This window comes from Rhizobium sp. CC1099, assembly GCF_029714385.1.
GTDB lineage: Bacteria > Pseudomonadota > Alphaproteobacteria > Rhizobiales > Rhizobiaceae > Rhizobium.
Genome location: NZ_CP121642.1, coordinates 1,795,873 through 1,814,043 on the forward strand (window position 1 = coordinate 1,795,873; position 18,171 = coordinate 1,814,043).

General features: G+C 59.5%; 16 protein-coding genes and 1 pseudogene. 11 read left to right on the forward strand and 6 right to left on the reverse strand.

What is annotated here, in order from left to right:
• Positions 1–148: 148 nt before the first annotated feature.
• The 4 genes and pseudogenes from QA644_RS29855 to QA644_RS29870 all read right to left on the reverse strand — a co-directional run bounded on the left by QA644_RS29855 (position 149) and on the right by QA644_RS29870 (position 3,681).
• On the reverse strand, positions 149–550 hold the full coding sequence (locus tag QA644_RS29855) for a hypothetical protein (protein WP_283072776.1): 402 nt from the start codon (positions 548–550) through the stop codon (positions 149–151).
• A 277-nt stretch (positions 551–827) separates the two neighbouring features.
• Positions 828–1,607: pseudogene (locus QA644_RS29860) on the reverse strand (ionic transporter y4hA); the annotation flags it as partial.
• Positions 1,608–1,835: 228 nt separating this feature from the next.
• Complete coding sequence (locus tag QA644_RS29865) at positions 1,836–2,252, reverse strand: DsrE family protein (RefSeq protein WP_194730761.1); 417 nt, start codon at positions 2,250–2,252, stop codon at positions 1,836–1,838.
• Between the two features lie 100 nt (positions 2,253–2,352).
• The gene (locus QA644_RS29870) at positions 2,353–3,681 is read right to left on the reverse strand and encodes a tetratricopeptide repeat protein (RefSeq protein ID WP_283072777.1); all 1,329 of its coding nucleotides are present in this window, start codon (positions 3,679–3,681) and stop codon (positions 2,353–2,355) included.
• Between the two features lie 178 nt (positions 3,682–3,859).
• On the opposite strand from QA644_RS29870, the gene QA644_RS29875 reads away from it, so the two are divergent.
• Together QA644_RS29875 and QA644_RS29880 are read left to right on the forward strand one after the other, a co-directional pair.
• Positions 3,860–4,807, forward strand: coding sequence for an AraC family transcriptional regulator (locus QA644_RS29875; protein WP_239603320.1), 948 nt, complete (start codon positions 3,860–3,862; stop codon positions 4,805–4,807).
• A 102-nt stretch (positions 4,808–4,909) separates the two neighbouring features.
• Positions 4,910–5,125, forward strand: a complete 216-nt coding sequence (locus tag QA644_RS29880) for a hypothetical protein (protein ID WP_283072778.1) — start codon at positions 4,910–4,912, stop codon at positions 5,123–5,125.
• A gap of 504 nt (positions 5,126–5,629) precedes the next feature.
• On the opposite strand, the gene QA644_RS29885 is transcribed toward QA644_RS29880, so the two are convergent.
• Positions 5,630–6,958 carry a PLP-dependent aminotransferase family protein gene (locus QA644_RS29885; protein ID WP_283072779.1) on the reverse strand — a complete coding sequence of 443 codons (1,329 nt, stop codon included), beginning with the start codon at positions 6,956–6,958 and terminating at the stop codon, positions 5,630–5,632.
• Positions 6,959–7,062: 104 nt separating this feature from the next.
• Between QA644_RS29885 and QA644_RS29890 the strand changes: the two genes are divergently transcribed.
• The 7 genes from QA644_RS29890 (at position 7,063) to QA644_RS29920 (ending at position 14,240) form a co-directional block, all read left to right on the forward strand.
• Positions 7,063–8,052: a nitrate ABC transporter substrate-binding protein gene (locus QA644_RS29890; protein WP_283072780.1), complete on the forward strand. Its 990-nt coding sequence runs from the start codon at positions 7,063–7,065 to the stop codon at positions 8,050–8,052.
• A 36-nt stretch (positions 8,053–8,088) separates the two neighbouring features.
• The gene (locus tag QA644_RS29895) at positions 8,089–8,979 is read left to right on the forward strand and encodes an ABC transporter substrate-binding protein (RefSeq protein ID WP_074072386.1); all 891 of its coding nucleotides are present in this window, start codon (positions 8,089–8,091) and stop codon (positions 8,977–8,979) included.
• Positions 8,976–9,944, forward strand: coding sequence for an amino acid ABC transporter permease (locus QA644_RS29900; protein WP_283072781.1), 969 nt, complete (start codon positions 8,976–8,978; stop codon positions 9,942–9,944). The genes QA644_RS29895 and QA644_RS29900 overlap by 4 nt, the downstream gene beginning before the upstream one ends.
• Positions 9,941–10,720, forward strand: a complete 780-nt coding sequence (locus QA644_RS29905) for an amino acid ABC transporter ATP-binding protein (protein WP_092585972.1) — start codon at positions 9,941–9,943, stop codon at positions 10,718–10,720. The genes QA644_RS29900 and QA644_RS29905 overlap by 4 nt, the downstream gene beginning before the upstream one ends.
• Positions 10,721–10,807: 87 nt before the next feature.
• Positions 10,808–11,986, forward strand: a complete 1,179-nt coding sequence (locus tag QA644_RS29910; protein ID WP_283072783.1) for a M20 aminoacylase family protein — start codon at positions 10,808–10,810, stop codon at positions 11,984–11,986.
• A 160-nt stretch (positions 11,987–12,146) separates the two neighbouring features.
• Complete coding sequence (locus tag QA644_RS29915; protein WP_283072784.1) at positions 12,147–13,175, forward strand: GH25 family lysozyme; 1,029 nt, start codon at positions 12,147–12,149, stop codon at positions 13,173–13,175.
• A gap of 159 nt (positions 13,176–13,334) precedes the next feature.
• Positions 13,335–14,240 carry a nucleotidyltransferase and HEPN domain-containing protein gene (locus QA644_RS29920; RefSeq protein WP_283072786.1) on the forward strand — a complete coding sequence of 302 codons (906 nt, stop codon included), beginning with the start codon at positions 13,335–13,337 and terminating at the stop codon, positions 14,238–14,240.
• Between the two features lie 175 nt (positions 14,241–14,415).
• Here the strand turns inward: QA644_RS29920 and QA644_RS29925 are convergent, their stop codons facing one another.
• A complete protein-coding gene (locus QA644_RS29925; protein WP_283072787.1) occupies positions 14,416–16,095 on the reverse strand; it encodes a phospholipase D-like domain-containing protein in 1,680 nt (559 codons plus the stop codon).
• A 459-nt stretch (positions 16,096–16,554) separates the two neighbouring features.
• Between QA644_RS29925 and QA644_RS29930 the strand changes: the two genes are divergently transcribed.
• The gene (locus QA644_RS29930) at positions 16,555–16,947 is read left to right on the forward strand and encodes a hypothetical protein (RefSeq protein ID WP_283072788.1); all 393 of its coding nucleotides are present in this window, start codon (positions 16,555–16,557) and stop codon (positions 16,945–16,947) included.
• Positions 16,948–17,247: 300 nt separating this feature from the next.
• A complete protein-coding gene (locus QA644_RS29935; protein WP_283072789.1) occupies positions 17,248–18,129 on the forward strand; it encodes a hypothetical protein in 882 nt (293 codons plus the stop codon).
• The last annotated feature ends 42 nt before the right edge of the window (positions 18,130–18,171 follow it).

The following is an 18,171-nucleotide window of genomic DNA, read 5'->3' on the forward strand; positions in this document are numbered from 1 at the left end:
GCTGCAGAAATTATCATCGCAATACGTGTCGCGCGAGGTCAATGCACGCCAGCACCACCTCATTGCCGACCGCTGCTCCAGCTCAAGCGGTCACGGTCCAGGCAGAAGCGAAAAGCTGCACGCTGGGTGGCCAAAAGCAGCTAGCGCCTCACGCAATGATCGCTCGGCAGTTCCTCGGCGGGCGGGGTATCGTTGGAGCTGATGGCGACGTCGCATGTCTTACGGAAATTTCACGCCGACACATCGCGATTAATGAGCCTAATGCGCGGTTTTTCTTGATCGCCATTTCACCGACAATATCGGCAAAGCGTTGTGTTGCTTTGTGAGCTTCCTCTTGCGTTCCGCCAGCAGCTATGACGTTCGCGATCCCTTGCTCATACAAAATCTGGAATTTTTTCATATATCGATCTGCGTTGACCGTATCGTTCACGTCTTCATACCCCTGCGCCGCACCTCGATATAAAGCGGCGCATATCATGGGCTTGTCATCATAGACGGAGCGCTGCTTCACTTCTGCTGTGACAGGGAGGGTCGGTGAGTAAAAGGCCATGAGACAGGTTATGAACCGCACCCTCTTCAAGGCCACCCCCACTGCCCAGCCAAGCTTGCGCCAGTGGCCAAGGCGGCACACATCAGCATCAGCGGAAAAATCCGCTTTGCATACCAGCCGTATTCGGCGGGGGTCATTTTCATCAAGTCGCGACGGCTCCCGATGGCCGGAAGCATCAGCCAGAGCACAACAGATAACGTCACAGCGGCTGCGGCGAAGAGCAGGTTGCTAATCATGACACGAGACTACAACTTCCGCGTAATACATCAATTTGGAAGCTGCTTTGCAACCGGTTGGCCTGCGCTGCTCGAAGCGCCGCCAGACACTCCGGAAGCAACACCACGCCCGCGATGACGATCCCGACTACGGCTTTTGGCATGCCGAGCCAGTTTATTCCTGCCTCCACCGACGGCGTGAGCGCTTTCGCGAGCCCCACTACCACCACGAGCGCGACAAGCAGCAAGGCTGCGCTGGTGGCTGCCGTCCTGTTTGACGGCAACGGAGCATGCGCATCCTCGCTATCAGCCTCGAGCGGCAGGAAGTAGTCGCGGTGCCGCGCGGTCTGGATGAAGATGAACGAGCCATAGAGGACCAACGAAACTGTACCGGCGAAGACAAGCTGCGGTGTGCTGAACATCGGCCCGGCGGCGGTCGCGACGACGTTTGGTACCACCAGCGTCAGGACGGTGAGCGCGGCCAGAACGGCCAAGGCGGCACTCGCCCCCTGGAGCTGAAATCCCTGTTCATGGTGGCGCATGCCCCCCGAAAGCAGGCACAGGCCGACGATGCCGTTCATCACGATCATGACCGCGGCGAACACGGTGTCTCGTGCCAGCCCCGCTTTTTCCGCCGGAGCTGCGATCATCACCGAGACGATCAGGGCCACCTCGATCACCGTGACGGCGATGGCCAGCACCAGAGTGCCAAGCGGCTCGCCGACCCGGTGTGCGACGACCTCGGCGTGGAACACGGCGGCAAAGACGGTGGCGATCAATGCTACTCCAGCAGCCGCAGCAACAAAGCCCCCGAGGCCCGTAAATGGCGTCGCCAACAGGATCGCCAATGCCACTGCAGGCGACACCCATGCCCACCACGGTGTTTGTTCTGTTGCCAAGACGGTGAGGACCCATTGTTCCACCGATAAAGCATACGCATGGAAGGACTCCATAGGCAACCTCACGTCGCACTCCGAACGCCAGAGTCTGGCTCCGGAGCGAGACATATGGTTCTATAGACGTTCGATGCAGTGCGGTGTGCGCCGAGCCGAAAGGCTCTCTTCGCTCATTTAGAAGTATTGACAGTGGTCCGCCTTTATTGCCTTCTCAGTCAGGAACCAGCCTGGGTCAACGATGCCGTCCGCCTCCGCGATAAGGTCTGAGTCATGCACCTCGAACGTTTGTGCCGCATAGCGGCAGCCGTAGAGATGCACGTTGCCGGTCCCGGCGAGAAGTTTCAGGAAATCCTCGATCTCGGTCGGCTCGCCGTCCGCGGCCATTCGGGCGCGCAACCATTCTGTCTCATCCCTGTGTCTGTCGTCCACCGAGAGGGAGGCCGCTCCCTTGCTGGTCAGCGCCTTCACCGCCCAGAGCAGAAAGAGCATGTCAACCTTCACGCCGTTGCGGGCCTGAGTGTAGGCAAAGGTCAGCGGCGTGAGGATTTTGTCGTAGGCGTCGTCGCGCACGATGATTGCGAGATGCTTCATGGTGAAATCTCCAATGGTTGCGGGCCCTTGTCTCGCCCATGACGCGTCCCACCGCCGAATGCAGGACGCAGCCGGACGTGGGACAAAGGTCAGGCGGCCTTCAGACCCGGCGTTGCGCTACTCCGGCTCGGGCCAGGAAAGTCCGATTGACTGGGCTGTGGGGCTTCAGTGCTAGGCGCTCATTGGCAAGGGCTTCCGCCAGACCGGTGAGCCCGCCGCGGATGGCCGCCTCGGTCAACGTCCAGTCGATGATGTCACGTTGCGCGTGGCTGCCGCCGAAGCTGTTGGAGATGTAGCGGGCGCCATAGAGGTGGTCGGCCGCGGCCTGGTAATCCCCGCGCCAGAACGCCACGAAGCCTTCGATCAGAGGCACGGCCGTGCGCCGCCCCCATTCGGCGGCGTCAGACCCGTCCGCGCGGTTCTCCCGATAGGCCCGCACGATGCGCTCAACGTCGCTTTCCCGGCCTGTTCCGAGATAGGCCATCACGGCGTGCCAATCGTTGAATGGATAAGTGCGGCCGTCGGCATGGTTTTCCCAGGTGGTCGCCAGTTCCCGCCAGCGCTCGCCCACGTCATGGCCTGAGAGATGCAGGCGCCAGAGGAGCGCCGAGGCATCGACCATGTCGATCGCCAGGGTGCTGCGGCTCTCCCGGATCGGCCCATCGTAGAGCGCGAACACCTCGTCGACCTGCCCGAGATCCAGGTGATAGAGCGAGCGGTGCCACCAATTGTGAACCTTGAAGAAATTGTCATCGCCGGACCAGTGCGGTTCGCGCGCGATCATCCAACCGATGCCGTCCTCGGCGCGCCCCTGCATCTCCATCACGTGGGCGACCGCATGGTGGGCCCAGCAGTCGAGCGGTTGCAGGTCCACGGCGCGCCGGCCCATCTCCTCTGCCCGGGCGTAGTCACCCGCCTCCTCAAGCCCGAAGGCATGCATGCCGAGCAGGATCGAGTAGCCCGGCATGCCGGGCGACCATTTCGGCAAGACTCGTGCGATGCGGTCGCGCAGACCCCGCGCGCTCGCGCGGAAGAAATCCATAAGATGGCCGGACTGGAGCGCCACAAGGTCGTGCGGATAGCGTGCGTTGTGGCGGTCGAGCGCGGTCGCGGCGGCGGTCCAGTGCCCCTCGGTCACCAAGTCCAGCGCGGCGACGTGGGAGACCTCCCGGTCGGAGAGGCGGAGCGTCTTGGCCTTGCAGAGGATGGCCTTCGCCTCACTGGTGGCGTCCGGCTCCGTCGCCAGGCCAAACAAGTGAGCCTTCAGAATATGTGCCATTGCGAAGTCGGGGGCGGCCTTGATGGCATTGTCCAGCAATGCGACGGGATCGCCGCGATAGATGTTAAACGCCTCGACAGCCTCGTCAAAGAATTCCGCGGCCTCAACGGTTGCGCCTGAGAGCGAATTGCCCTGCTTATCCGTAGTCATGTTGGATCTCTCCTCGTTGTGGCACACCGCAAGATGTCTGTTCCGGCAGATGGTCCCGGCCAGCGGCATTGCTTTCGACTTTGTGGCCCGGGTGTTACATTAGCCTCGCCGAAAGGCAGGTTATATGAGCGAGGCGCCGGTCCGCTTTGCCGATCCGCCGAATCTGCATTGGGTGTGAGTGATGGATTCGATCCTGGACATGTTCCGCACCATGCGGCTCACGGGCGGCATCTTTCTCGATGCCGATTTTACCGCGCCATGGTGCGTAACAGCGAAGGTGGGGCCTGAGGATTGTGCCCCATTCACACCCGAGCCTCGCCAGATCATTGCCTATCATTACGTGACCGCCGGGCACCTGCTGCTCAAGGTCAGCGGGCAGAAACCGATCCCGGTCGAGGGCGGCGAGATCGTCGTCCTGCCGCGCAATGATGACCATGTGATCGGCAGTTCCCTGACGATCCGCCCCATCTCCGCCGAACGCCTGATCCAGCCGAGCCCGGATGGCGGGCTGGCGCGCATCGTTCACGGAGGTGGGGGAGAGCGGACGCACATCTACTGCGGATTCCTAGGCAATGACATGCCGCACAACACTGTCATTGCAATGCTACCGAGCGTCCTCAAGCTCAACGTCGCCGATGGCGCATCCGGAAATTGGATAGAAAGCTCCTTCCGGTTCGCCGCGCAGGAACTTGCCGCGGGTCATGTCAATTCACCAGCGATCCTCGCCAAACTTGCCGAACTTCTGTTCATGGAGGCAGTGCGCCGGTACTTTGCCTCGCAGCCTCCCGGCCGCAACGCCTGGGCAGCGGGAATACACGATCCCATCATCGGACATGCATTGGGGCTCCTGCATGGTCAGATGACCCGACACTGGACCACAGAAGATCTTGCCCGGGAGATCGGCCTGTCCCGCTCTGCATTTGCAGAGCGCTTCACCCGCATCATCGGCGAACCGCCCATGCGCTACCTTGCCCAGCAGAGGCTGGTACAGGCCTCTGTACTGCTCAAGGAAACATCCGATGCCGTCGCGCGCATTGCCTATGCGGTGGGCTACGAGTCCGAGGCCTCGTTCAATCGGGCATTCCGACGGGAATATGGCGTTCCACCCGCAGCTTGGCGTGGCTAACCCCTTGAAGAAAAGAGGCTGGATCGCGCAAAACGGTCGTGTGGTGCCTTCAAACAACAAAATCATGCTATCGTCCATCCGTTCGACAGAAAGGCACCAATCATGAGCGCTCGGCGAGACTTCACTTACGAGGAATGGAGCAGCCTTTTGCAGCTCTACCGGCATGAGAACGCTGCGTTGGCGGACGAAATTGATCAGAGGTTCGTCGAGCTTGGCGTTATTGAAAAAACGGTCGGCGGAACAAGTCTCAGTGCCGCAGGTAAGCGACTGGTTGAGCACGAGCTTCTGATGGAGCGAAGGAACCGGCTTCAGCGATGACGTGTCAAGCAAGCGTTGGCCGCTTGGTCCGACGATAGTGGCTTGGAGGCATTGCTCTCAACACCTTCCGTTCGATAAGCTGAAGGTGTTCTTCGACCAGCATCTCGGAGCCTGATTGGTGACACCTGCTAGGCCCGGGAAGACCGGATCACTCCGGGCTGGCAGGGCATCTCCAGAAACCACGTCTGGTGGGAGCGCGCAGCATGTCCCGAATGGCCCATTTCGACAAAGAGCCAATCACGAAATGCTTTAACCTTTCGCTGAAGAAATCGCGCGGGGCGGATAGACCACGAAGTACTGGGACGAGGTTTTGAGCGCGTGTTTGAACAAGATGTCCAAGATAATCGTCGCCGACCTGGAAGCGGCTTACGCCGGCAAGGTCAGCGCTTTTGGGTAAGAAGATTGTCGTCATCGGAGCCAGTGCCGGCATAAGTCTCGGCGTGGCAGCACCTCGTGCACGAATGGTTGGAGCCTCCAATCTCGGACACTTATTCAATTCCAGGATCAGCCGGTCGTGCAGGCCAGCGCGATGCCGTCGGCGACCTCGCTGCTACGATCCGAAAGATTGCCCGTTGCGACCCTGATATGATTGCTGGGTAGGATCGAGAACTTTGCGCCGGGGTGAACTGCGATCCCTCGCGCCGCCAAGGTGACCATCGCAAAAGGCTCTGACGAGACCGGAACCCAGGCGCAAAGGCCTGCTCCATCATCCACCTCTACGCCGCGCTCGCGCAGCGCATTCGTCAGCTCATCGTGGCGCTGCTGATAGATTTTGCGCGCGCGGGCAAGGATTTCGTCGGTCCTTTGATCGCGGAGCAGCCACGCTGCCGCCGCTTGCAGAATCCGGCTGGTCCAGCCGGCGCTGAAGCTCCGATAGGATTGAATCTGCTCCACGATCGCCCGGGAACTCGACAGCACGGCAAGACGCAGGTCCGGACCCAGCGTCTTCGAATAAGACAGGATGTGTATGACCCGGTCCGGATAGCGCCCTCCCAAGGAATGCTTGGGTGCGCCGGAAATGTCGGCCACGCCATCGTCTTCGATGATCAGCGTGTCGCTCCCCGCCAAAATATTTCCCAGAGCTTCCAGGCGGGCCTTGCTGACGCTTTGGCCGGTCACCGAGTGAAGCCGCGGCTGAAACAGAAATGCAACGGGGCGATATTTCATGGCCGCTTCGAGCGACGACGGCAGGGGGCCGTCCTTGTCGCACTGAACGGGCAGGATGCGCACGCCCAGATCCTCGAGTATATCGAGAAGGCGCATGGCCGTCGGATTCTCGATTGCGACCGAAGCGCCAGGCATCACTAACGCATGCAACAGCGTATAGACGGCGTTGTATCCGCCGTTTGTTGCAAGAAAGGCCTCCGACTCGTAGGGCCAGTCGCGCCGCACGGCCGCTTCGAGCTCCGGCAGGATATGGCTGCGTTCGTAGCTGTTGAGGTTTTCCGCCGAGGCGCCGTACGTCAGGGCGTCTGCCAGGGGCGGCAGCAGGCTTACATCCGGGACCGCCGCCGTGAGGTCGAGTACGCCCTCGCCGTAGTTGCCGGAACTTGCAAGCCTCTCGGGCTTGGCAACGAACCGATCGCCGCTGATCCAGGTGCCGTTGCGGCCGCGCCCGCTGATGATCTTCTGGCGGCGCAGCTCGCTCCAGGCCTCAGAGATCGTCGCGGGGCTGACGCCAAGCGCGAAGGCAAGGTCGCGGATTGCAGGCAGCTTGGTTCCGACGGGAAGCGCGCCTGCCCTGATCAAGGCGCTGGTTTCCAAAGCAATTCCGCGAATGGACTTGTCGCTTAACTTTTCGGCAAACCAATCGGCATTTCGTGTTTCGTTCATATTTTGCACCAAGATTAAATGTTCAATAACGTAATAACATTTGATCGAGGCAAATTGAACATTTATTTACAAGCAGGAATGACCATTCTTTGCGAGCGAAATGCATGACTGTAACGATACGGCTGGCCCTGCGCGACTGGGACTACATGACCCCGCTGGTGTTGGGAGAGGTCTCGTCACCCCGCCTCGACGTGAAGGTCGAAAGGGTTGGCACGCTCATCTCCCATATTGGAAAGGACGACGCTCACGACGCGGCGGAAATGTCCTTCAGCCGATATACCCAGCTTCGCGCCGACGGCGACGAGACTGTGATCGGCATCCCGAACTTCATCATGCGAGGCTTTCGCCATCGCTGCATCATCACGACGAAGGAGAGCCCGATCACGCAACTGCGTCAGCTTGCCGGAAAGCGGATCGGTGTGACCGGATGGCGCGATTCCGGAAACACCTGGACGCGCGCAGCTTTGCGCCGCGAAGGTGTCGGCGTCGAGGATGCGATGTGGTTTGCCGGCCGGTTGACGGAAGCCCACCCTGTCACCGATCGTCTCGACGGCTTTGGCCGCCCGGGACGCATCGAGGCAGCGCCCGGCGAGCGGCCGATGGTCGAACTCCTGAAAGAGGGTGGGCTGGATGCGGTTTTCACACCCTTCATGCCCGAGGGCTTTTTCGATAAAGATTCGCCGTTCCGCCAGGTGCTTGCAGATTTTCGTAGTGCCGAACGCCAATATTTCGACGACGTCGGCTACGTGCCGGGCATGCATCTCATCGGCGTCAAGGCGACGGTGGCGGCGGAACATCCATGGCTCCTCGAAGAACTCAGCACCTTGATCGATGAATCCAAGCGCGTCTGGACGACGAAGCGCCGCAAATATGCCGACACCACGCCGTGGATGCTCGAGGAGCTCTTGAGGGTCTCGGCAGATCTGCCAGCGGACTGGGACGAAAGCGGCCTTGGTGCCAACCGTGCGATGATTGCCGATTTCGCGCGCGAGCTGCACGCGCAGGGCATCCTGCCGCGAGCGCTCACGCCGGCAGAGCTTTTTCCGCTACAGACGTCTTCAGATCGCCCGCAGCTTGCCGCAGCCGAATCCTGAACCTTCATCCATACAAACCAAAAAGGGGAATAAGAAATGCCATTGAAATCCATCACCTCCTTCGCTCTTGCGAGCGCCCTGCTCTCTGGAATGGCCATGGCCGAGGATGCAACGCTTCCGAAGCTCACCGTCAACGAGGAACTGCGGGCAAAGCTTCCCGAGGAGATCAAGACCGCCGGCAAGATGATCTCGGTCAACAACGGCTCCTTTCCGCCCTACGAGATCGTCACCGGAACGAAGATGGAAGGAGCGAGCGCCGACCTCACGGACGCGCTCGGCCAGGTGCTCGGCGTTACGATCGAGCACGCAACCGTCGGTGGCCTGCCGGCACTCCTCGCCGGCGTCAATTCCGGCCGCTATCAATTCGCCTTCGGTCCTGTCGGCGATTTCAAGAGCCGCGAAGAGGCCAACGACTTCGTCGACTGGGTGCAGGAATTCGTCGTCTTTGCCGTGCACAAGGGCAATCCGAACGGGATAACCTCGCTGGAGACTGCCTGCGGACAGCGCATTGCCGTCATGGCTGGCGGATCGGCGGAGAAGGTCATCAAGGTCCAGGCCGAAAAGTGCAAGACCGACGGCAAGGAGGCAATCGAGGTTCAATCCTTCACCGACCAGCCGAGCTCGATCCTTGCCGTCAGGTCCAAGCGCTCAGATGCATTCTTCTCCTCCCAGGCTCCCCTCACCTATTTCGTGTCGCAGTCCAATGGCCAGCTCGAGCTGACCGGCGTCGGCCAGAAAAACGGCTTTGAAAATCTCTATCAGGGCGCAGTCGTGCCGAAGGGATCGCCGCTTGGACCCGTGCTGCACGACGGCATGAAAGTTCTGATGGACAACGGCACCTATGCGGCAATCATGAAGAAATGGGGTCTTGAGAACAACATGATCAAAGAGCCGGGCATCAATCTCGGCGGGACATTGCCAAAATGAGCGCCAACAACGACAAAAGCGCATCGCCTTCGGGCGGTGCGGATCCCCGTGACGTCGTCAACGCGCACAAGCCGTTTCCCATCGATCGCCTGGTCCTTTGGACGCTGACACTGGGCATTGCGGCCGATTTTGGCTGGATCGTTGCAAACAACGAGAATTTCGGCTGGCCGGTCGTCGCACAATATTTCTTTGACCCGACGGTCATCAGCGGCCTTTACGTCTCGCTGGGACTGACAGTCGTTGCCATGCTGATCGGCATAGCGCTCGGTCTGCTGCTTGCGATCGCGCGGCTGTCGACGGACCGGCTCGCCCATTCCCTTGCCGGTCTCTACATCTGGTTCTTCCGCGGCACGCCGCTCCTGGTGCAGCTGATTTTCTGGTACAACCTGTCGACGCTCTTTCCGTCGATTTCGATCACCGTTCCCTTCGGACCGACATTGGCGAGTTGGGACACCAATTCCGTCATCACGCCGATGACGGCGGCAATCGTCGGCCTGGCGCTCAACGAGGCGGCCTACATGGCCGAGATCATCCGCGGCGGGCTTCTTTCCGTCGACAGGGGTCAGGCGGAAACGGCGGAAGCCTTCGGCATGACGCGGGCACGCGCACTGCGCAGGATCATCATCCCGCAGGCGATGCGCTCCATCGTTCCGCCAACCGGCAACCAGCTCATCAGCATGATCAAGGCGACCTCTCTCGTCAGCGTGATCGCCATGGCGGACCTGCTCTATTCGGTCCAGTCGATCTATAACCGCACGTTCGAGATCATTCCGATGCTGCTCGTCGCCGTGGTCTGGTACCTGCTGATCACCTCGATCCTCAACATCGGCCAGGGCTATATCGAGCGTTACTACAGCAGAGGCGACAGACGCTCCGGCAGCGCGGCGAAGCCTGCCGGACAGGCGGGCACGCCGATCGTACCCGATACCCCCTCACCCGTCATCGCACAGGAGGCGAGCCATTGAATGCCCTTGCAACTGTCGAACCGCTCGTCCATGCACGCAATGTTCACAAATCCTTCGACCAGCTTGAAGTCTTGAAAGGGATCGATCTTGACGTCGCCCCTGGCGAGGTCGTGGTTATCCTCGGGCCTTCCGGCTCCGGCAAATCGACCTTCCTGCGCTGCATCAACCATCTGGAGTCCATCAATCAGGGCTCGATCATGGTCGATGGAGAGCAGATCGGTTATCGATTGCGAAAGGGCCGGCTTGAGAAGCTCTCCAACAATGCAATCGCTGCACAGCGGCGCAAGATCGGCATGGTCTTCCAGCAGTTCAACCTCTATCCGCACATGACCGCGCTCGAAAACATCATCGAGGCGCCGGTTGGCATCCACGGCGAAAGCCGCAAGGCCGCAACGGAAAATGCGCTGATGCTTCTGGAGCGCGTCGGCCTCTCGGAAAAAGCCGGCAGTTATCCGCGCCAGCTTTCCGGCGGCCAGCAGCAGCGCGTGGCGATCGCACGGGCTCTGGCGATCAAGCCGAAGCTGATGCTGTTCGACGAGCCGACCTCCGCACTCGATCCCGAACTCGTCGGTGAGGTCCTTTCCACCATGCGGGACCTGGCAAGCCAGGGATTGACCATGATCGTCGTCACTCACGAGATTGGTTTTGCGCGCGAAGCGGCCGACCGGGTCATCTTCATGGATGGCGGCAAAGTCGTCGAACACGGCAAGCCCGAAGATGTCCTCGGCAATCCGCAGCATCAACGTACGAGAAGCTTTCTCGCGCGCTTCATCTAGCCGGGCAATCTGTACGCTCCGCATTCTGCCCGTGCCGCCAAACCGCGGCGCGGCCATCCCGTTCATTCTAGCTATCGGAACTGACTGATGACACGCGACAACGCTTTTGCCCGCATCTCCGACTTCGAGCCGCTCAAGGAAGAGCTTGTGGCGACCCGCCGGCATCTTCACGCCAATCCGGAACTGTCGTTCGAAGAGGTCGAGACGGCACGCTTCGTCGCCGAAAAACTGGAATCCTGGGGCTACGAGGTTTTCCGCAATGTCGGCGGCCACGGTGTCGTCGCTCGTCTCAAGGTGGGCAGCAGCCCGCGCAGTATTGCGATCCGCGCCGACATGGATGCCCTTCCGATCCAGGAAGAAACGTACCTGCCTTATGCGAGCCGGGCAGCCGGCAAGATGCATGCATGCGGTCACGACGGCCACACGACGATGCTGCTTGGGGCTGCGGAATATCTGGCGCGCACCCGCCGTTTTGACGGAACGGTCAACCTGATCTTTCAGCCCGCCGAGGAAGCCGGCACCGCAAGCGGTGCTGAAGCGATGATCGCCGACGGATTGTTCGAACGCTTTCCGTGCGATGCGATTTTCGGGCTGCACAATCATCCCGGCGCGCCGGAAGGCACCTGGCTTTTGCGTTCCGGTCCATTGATGGCCGCTGCCGACACGGTAAAAATCACCATCAAGGGAAAGGGCGGCCACGCCTCCAGGCCGCATCTGACGGTGGACCCGGTCGTCATTGCCTGCAATCTCGTCGTCTCTCTGCAGTCCATCGTGTCGCGCAGCATCGATCCAACACAAACGGCAGTCGTTACCGTCGGCTCCATCCATGCCGGCGAGGCCTCGAATGTCATTCCGGACATCGCTACGCTTTTGCTCAGTGTCCGGTCATTCGAACCGGCGATCAGGGACATTCTGGAGGCGAGAATTCGCAAACTCACCGCGACCGTGGCTGAAGGCTATGGCGCCAGGGCCGAGGTCGACTATGTGCGCGGCCACCCGGTCGTCATCAACTCCGAGAAGGAAACCGAGTTTGCCCGAGGCATTGCGGAGGAACTGGTCGGTCCGGACAAGGTCTTAACGTGCCCGCTGATCCCGGGAAGCGAGGACTTTTCCCATTTTCTCGAGCATAAGCCGGGCTGCTTCCTGCGTCTCGGCAACGGTCTGAACTCGGAGATTCTTCACAGCTCGAAATTCAACTTTGCAGACGAGAACCTCACGGTTGGTGCCGCCATGTGGGCGCGGCTGACAGAGAAATTCTTGGGCTAGAATTCCCGTGACGCACTCGCAAGCATGCGGCGCGCCGTTAACCTTGGCAATAAAGATTGTATTCAGTCTTTTTTGGTAATTTTCCGTTAGCCATTCAAGCCAGCCGGTCCCGGCGGCATGGGATTGGCGTCGGCGGCAGTTGTTTTGCGTACGGGTTCTTATGCGTCTATCGAATGTGACAGCAATCTTTTTTGCGTGCCTGACATTGGCCGGTTGCGCCGCCAATTCTCGTCCTGCGACCGTTCAGGCCGGGCGGCCATCTGAGGAGACCACGGGCTCGGTTGCCCAATCAACCGTGCCCGTCCCTGCCGCCAATGTCGGCGACGTCGCCGTGCAGGCTGATCCGCCGCAGCAAACGTTGGCCTGGGCGGGATCGGTGCCGCAGCCGCAGGCGTTCGCGCCGGCTTCAAGAACCGTTGGCGCGCCCATCCCGTCAGACCGGCCGATTGCCATGCTGGCGCCGGACAAACCTGAAATGAGGGCAGCTCCGCAGACGCGCTCGCAGATTTACAGCTACGGGTTCCGCGACGCCAAGCCGATCAATTTCGGGTCCATCTCACCCAGAAAGCTTGCCGTGCATGGCGTCGACGTTTCGCGCTGGCAGGCGGAGATCGATTGGGAGAGGCTGAGAAGGCAGGGGGCGAACTTCGCCTATATCAAGGCGACGGACGGCGGCGATCATCTCGATCCGATGTTCAAGAAGAACTGGCGCCGAGCCAAGGAGGCCGGCTTGAAGCGCGGCGCCTATCATTTCTTCTACTGGTGCCGCACGGCCGGCGAACAGGCCGACTGGTTCATCCGCAACGTTCCCAAGGAAGCGGGCGCTCTTCCGCCGGTCATCGACGTCGAGTGGAATGGTGAATCGAGCTGCAAGCGGCGCCCTTCGCGCGAACGGGTGCTTGAAAAAATGCAGGTCTTCATGGACAAGCTGGAGCGGCAATATGGCCAGCGCCCGATCATCTATACGGCCCCGGACTTTTATCGCGACAATCTGAAGGGCGCGTTTCTCGATTATCCCTTCTGGCTGCGTTCGGTCGCGGCTCACCCGTCCAAGGTCTACCCAAAGCGCAAGTGGGTCTTCTGGCAGTATTCGGGTTCCGGCCTGTCGCATGGCGTCGATGGCCGGATCGACCTCAACGTCTTCCATGGTGATGAAGCCGATTGGCACAACTGGGTGGTGTCACGGTAGCGCCGAGCGAGCGGGCCAGCCTCAGCTTGCTTCTTGGAAAGCAAGGGATTCTCCCGCCCCCACCGTAGCCGTGGGAGATTGCGTCGGCTCGCGAGCCGCTGCGATTCCTACAGTTTCCAGTAGTAGACGGCGAATCGTCTTTAGCCTATCGATGGATCCATGCGATCGTCCTTGGAACATCTGCCGGAAGAAAAGCAGCGCGAGCTTGCCCGCGTCGTTGCGATCATCCATGAGGAGTTTGCCGATGCGCTTGCCGGCACGTCTGCTGCCTTCAAGAAGCGCGGCCGGATCTTAAAGATCATCCTGTTCGGCTCCTATGCCCGCGGCACCTGGGTCGACGAGCCGCACACGATGAAGGGCTACCGCTCCGACTACGACATCCTGGTGCTGGTCAATTCCAAGGCACTGGCAGAACCGCAATACTGGGACAAGGCCACCGACCGGCTGCTATGGGACAAGGACGTGAAGACGCCGGTCGGACTGATCGTCCATGGCGCCCGGGAGGTGAACAACTTCCTGGCCGACGGCCAGTATTTCTTCGTCGACATCCTGCGCGAGGGCATCGTGCTCTACGAGCTCGACGACCGGCCGCTTGCCGAACCGAGAAAACTCTCCGCGGTCGATGCTTATAGGGTGGCGAAGGAGCATTTCGAAAACCGGTTTCCCGCGTCCACGGGGTTACTCGATACGTCCCGCTATGCATTAAGTAAAGCGCGCGGGAAAGAGGCAGCATTCCTTCTGCACCAGTCAGTCGAGTCCGCATACGCCGCATTGCTCCTGACCCTCTCCAACTACAGTCCGCCATCGCACAATCTGAAATTCCTGCGGGGGCTGGCTGAGGACCAGGACCGCCGGCTCATCGACGCCTGGCCGCGCGATCAGCACCGCTATACAGCCTGGTACAACATCCTCAACGAAGCCTATGTGAAAGCGCGCTATTCGAAACACTTCGAGATCAGCGAAGAAGCGCTTGGCTGGCTGTTTGAGCGGACGGAGAATCTGCACCAAATTGTCGCGGCGATTTGTAAGGCGCACCTGGCCGAACTGGAAAGCAGTGCCGGCTGAAGGCCGTCCCGGACAACGAGCGTCGAAATACTGAATACCGGTGAGGGCATCGGCTTCGATTTCGTCCACTTAATGCCTTCGGTGGTGAGTTGAACGACGTGACCAACGGCTTTGACATCGCTCCACTTCGAGGGCCGCGCATCAGGTCGATACCTTTCGTATTCCTTATTCTGCTTCACTGGCCTGAAAAATAAAGGCGTCGAAGGGCGCGGTCGAAGCCTTGAACGAAGTAGCCTGAATTGCCTCCATCTCCGTCAATCCAGGAGGGATCTCCCTTCAGATGCTTTCGTCGCAGAATGTCGGTCGGCTTGTTCGATTTCTTGAAGGTAAGAGACTCGCGGAACGCGTAGTGTGAAAAGAGCCTCATAAACTCACCGAGGTAAATGTCGGAGACGGCGTCGTTGTTTTCGATGATCAGCATATTCTCATCATTCGTGTCGGTCGAGGCCCGCGAAAAATTCGCCGAGCCGACGATCACGATCGGCTTGGCGCCAAGCGGGTCGATCAGCATGTATTTCGTATGAACGAACCGAACGTTTACATCCTCCTGGATCCGATCGATTTCTTTTAACCAGCGATCGAAAGCGTTGGTTGTGATGTAGTTGCCGACGGCAACGGTTGTGTTCGGTCGCTTTCGGATTCGATCGACCTCGGCCGCTTGGACCTTATAGTTTCTGCCATTGCCTTTCTTCTCCATGAGGGCGAAGCGTAATACCTCGTCCGTCTGGTCATAAACTGTCACGAACCGATTGTTCATGCCGAATGCGAAGGTAGTGAAGAGAGCCCGCTCCGCTTTTCCTGCAAGCTGTGCATACCAGTCGAGAGCGGCGAGGTTTGTCCGTGGGGAGAAGACGGCAACGGCGTCGCCTGACGTGTTTATCTGCTGCGGTGGGGTTGGCGAAATCGCCGTGGCGGCTGTTGCGGTCGGCCGAACCGTCTTGTCCTTATTTAGGACTTCCCAATAGGCGAAATAGGCCTCTGCAATCTTCTGGTCTCGAATGATGTGGGCATTGTTCGAATGACCAAAAATTCCATTGTCACTGAGGTTGGTCGAGCCGGTCCACACTTCGGAGAATGTTCCCGCTCTTCTGAGGATGAAGAACTTGTTGTGCGCGAACTGCCCAGACCGAGTGCGAGCTTTGGTGAGCCCTGTGATACCTGACCCTTTCAGCGCATCTTCATTGCCCTCGCGTTGGCTGTCGCCGTCATAAAGGACCTTGATCTTGGCGCCCCGATCATGTGCTGCTCTGATCGCCGCGTGAATTCGCTTGTTCTCGAATTCAAAGATGGCACCATATAGCTCGTCTCCCTGACCTGCTTGACTCAGGAATGTCTCGAGCCCCTCGACCAAGCCGCGCGACAACCAGTCGTAGGCTGCCTGGCCCACCTCGTTCGGCGGGAGGTTCTGAAAGCGCCGGGCATATTCCTGCGAAGCGATTGCGCCGCGGTTGAAGAAGATCGCATGCTTCCCTTGATCAATACGCTCCGTCGTCACCGCGAGGGAGACGTCTGCGTCCTCGTCCAAGGCACCAGGCTGTCCGCCCATTGCAACGATCCTGTATGTATATTTTTTCCCGGGTGACGGGGTGTAGTCGGACCACTGAAACGTCTGCAACGGATGCCGGAACGACGACACCGGAACGCCCGGATCCGGATGCGGGTCTACGCTCTCAAACGTCTTCAGACCTGGCAGCCATATTTTCTCGTCATCCTCATGTCGGGTGCGTTGGATGGCAAAACCAAGGATACCGCGTGTGCGGATATCATCTTCGTTCATGTCCCAACCGAGAACGACGACATTGGTGCCCGCCACCGCGAGCGCCGTGAGACCGTTGCGACTACCCTTCTTCCTCATCCTTATCTCCTCCGAGGAACAACGCCGACGGGAGCTTCTCACCATGCGGGTAATCCTGCAAGGGAATGTTCGCGCTTTGCTTGTAGATTATGCGACAGTCTAGTGGGGAATTGGTGCGTACGTTGTGGAACGCGTCTCGGCGGATCTTCGGCGCCACTTTTACTCTTCTAACGGCCGCTTGGATTGCTCGAACCGCATGTAGTGGCTGAGGGCCTCGGTGAGGGCTCGAGGCGAGTGTTCGCCCTCGAGTACAAGGCCCAACTGCAGTCGTCATCGTCACACGGCCGCGGCCGCTCTCCAGCGAAACAGAAAAAGAAACGCTTTTCGCAGCTTTTTCATTTCAACAATGCCATTGCATTGCGAGAGCCAAACGGAGAGCCGCTCGCCGATCCGCCGAATGTATTCGGCAGCGGATGGCAATCACCAGACGAACCCCGCCTTACCGGTGAGGTGTTCGTAATGAGCGAACAGAAACGCTTCACAAAGCGGTGGGCGGAGCTTCGAATTCAATTCGACGGAGACTTCATAGAGCACCCGAACTTCCCGGATGCGTACCGGCAGAGCGGTTACGACCTCGGACCGAATTCGCGCGCTGGCGTCTTGCTCCTTGAGGGCTGTGTCTCCGGCAAACCGGAGGACCTCAAGCTCATTGCGTCTCCAAGAGCTGTGGTGTCGGATATCAAGCTGCCGGACGGGCGTTCCATTCCGTCCGGCGATAAGGACACGGTCATCGGAGCCTGGCAGGGCGAACAATTGATCTCACTGCCGACTGCGCCCTTCGAAGAGCTGTGGCCCATCGACTCCGAGCTTGCGGCTGCGGAATTCGAAGTGAAGGGATTTAGCGACATGTGAGGTGGAATGTAGCCGGACGCACCGAAGTCAACCCTCTTGGCATCGAAGCTTGCCCCGCCATAGGGTGATAAGCGCGGTCCCTGGTTTGCCGGGTCGGGGGTGGCAGAGCTCGATGCATGTGGGCCGAACGCGTACCAATTATATCAAATAGCCCTCGTCATCGACTGCGACGAAAAACAACCCAAACGTTAGTCTCGCTAGTTTTCCTCTTGCTAAAGAACAATCTCCGCTGCATGATCCCGTTGGGTGCATTTCTATGGCAATTCACTATCTTGCAGATTCCGGGGGGCGACGGGGATCATGCGAAAGCTCGATGCACGTGAATACAAATTGCTTCTCAATCCCGCAAAGTTCGGCACTCTGCTCACAAAAGCGCATGCGAACGCATTTTGGGATGGCGAAATCGCGCCCATCGTCGGCAGGAGTTGGGGCGGGAGCCTTTGTGTTTTAAACACGTTCGACGAGTTGCTCGAGCGGATATTGCGTTTCTGGGATACGCGGGACTGTGCCCTGACCGCAGCCGAATTCATACTTCGCTCTCGCGTGGACGCAGCTGATGGAATCGCCGATTCCAGTCAACAGGAAATAGCGCTTAAGTTGCGCATGGCAGACTTTTTCGTGGTGGCGAATGCACATCTGCCAGCTTCCGATGGGGCGACGACGAAGTTCGAGGAAGATATAGCGCCATTAGAAGTGAAGCCACAGAAACCCGCGTCGTCGGTCGTATTCCCGGCGAAGCCTTCGATCCGCAGCCGTTATTCCCTGACGACAAAGCTAGAGCGCCGCTGGGACGAATCCAACCGCACCGAAGCCCGCTTAGGAAAACTCTTCCCGACGCTTGAAGGAATGCTAAGCCGGCCGCTGGTGGGGGATGAGGCCCTGGTGGGCGGACCAGTGATCCATGAGCTTGCGGCAAAGGGACCTCAAGTACGGATTGCCAAGAACATCCTGGGTGAGTTCACACTGACTTGCTGGTACTTCGAGACAGCAGCAGGGCCGCCGGCTGTCGCGGAAATGTCATTCAAATGCGACACGATTGACGGCGAACTACCGGGCAAGGCGGCTCGCAGAGCACTTGAACTGTTCAATGCTCTTCAGACCGGTCTCGGCGACTACGTGAATACCGATCATTCCAGTAAGACTGCAATGGGCCTGCCGAAGGGCTGTGCGCGCATCGCTTAGATGCTCGCAAGAGCCTCCACGTACCTGAATGAACATAGGGCA

Excerpts from the sequence above, each read along its gene's own strand:
- QA644_RS29855 (WP_283072776.1), bottom strand. The coding sequence starts at position 550 with ATGGCCTTTTACTCACCGACCCTCCCTGTCACAGCAGAAGTGAAGCAG.
- QA644_RS29880 (WP_283072778.1), top strand. The coding sequence starts at position 4,910 with ATGAGCGCTCGGCGAGACTTCACTTACGAGGAATGGAGCAGCCTTTTG.
- QA644_RS29890 (WP_283072780.1), top strand. The coding sequence starts at position 7,063 with ATGACTGTAACGATACGGCTGGCCCTGCGCGACTGGGACTACATGACC.
- QA644_RS29865 (WP_194730761.1), bottom strand. The coding sequence starts at position 2,252 with ATGAAGCATCTCGCAATCATCGTGCGCGACGACGCCTACGACAAAATC.
- QA644_RS29870 (WP_283072777.1), bottom strand. The coding sequence starts at position 3,681 with ATGACTACGGATAAGCAGGGCAATTCGCTCTCAGGCGCAACCGTTGAG.
- QA644_RS29925 (WP_283072787.1), bottom strand. The coding sequence starts at position 16,095 with ATGAGGAAGAAGGGTAGTCGCAACGGTCTCACGGCGCTCGCGGTGGCG.
- QA644_RS29935 (WP_283072789.1), top strand. The coding sequence starts at position 17,248 with ATGCGAAAGCTCGATGCACGTGAATACAAATTGCTTCTCAATCCCGCA.
- QA644_RS29885 (WP_283072779.1), bottom strand. The coding sequence starts at position 6,958 with ATGAACGAAACACGAAATGCCGATTGGTTTGCCGAAAAGTTAAGCGAC.
- QA644_RS29895 (WP_074072386.1), top strand. The coding sequence starts at position 8,089 with ATGCCATTGAAATCCATCACCTCCTTCGCTCTTGCGAGCGCCCTGCTC.
- QA644_RS29920 (WP_283072786.1), top strand. The coding sequence starts at position 13,335 with ATGCGATCGTCCTTGGAACATCTGCCGGAAGAAAAGCAGCGCGAGCTT.
- QA644_RS29930 (WP_283072788.1), top strand. The coding sequence starts at position 16,555 with ATGAGCGAACAGAAACGCTTCACAAAGCGGTGGGCGGAGCTTCGAATT.
- QA644_RS29910 (WP_283072783.1), top strand. The coding sequence starts at position 10,808 with ATGACACGCGACAACGCTTTTGCCCGCATCTCCGACTTCGAGCCGCTC.
- QA644_RS29915 (WP_283072784.1), top strand. The coding sequence starts at position 12,147 with ATGCGTCTATCGAATGTGACAGCAATCTTTTTTGCGTGCCTGACATTG.
- QA644_RS29900 (WP_283072781.1), top strand. The coding sequence starts at position 8,976 with ATGAGCGCCAACAACGACAAAAGCGCATCGCCTTCGGGCGGTGCGGAT.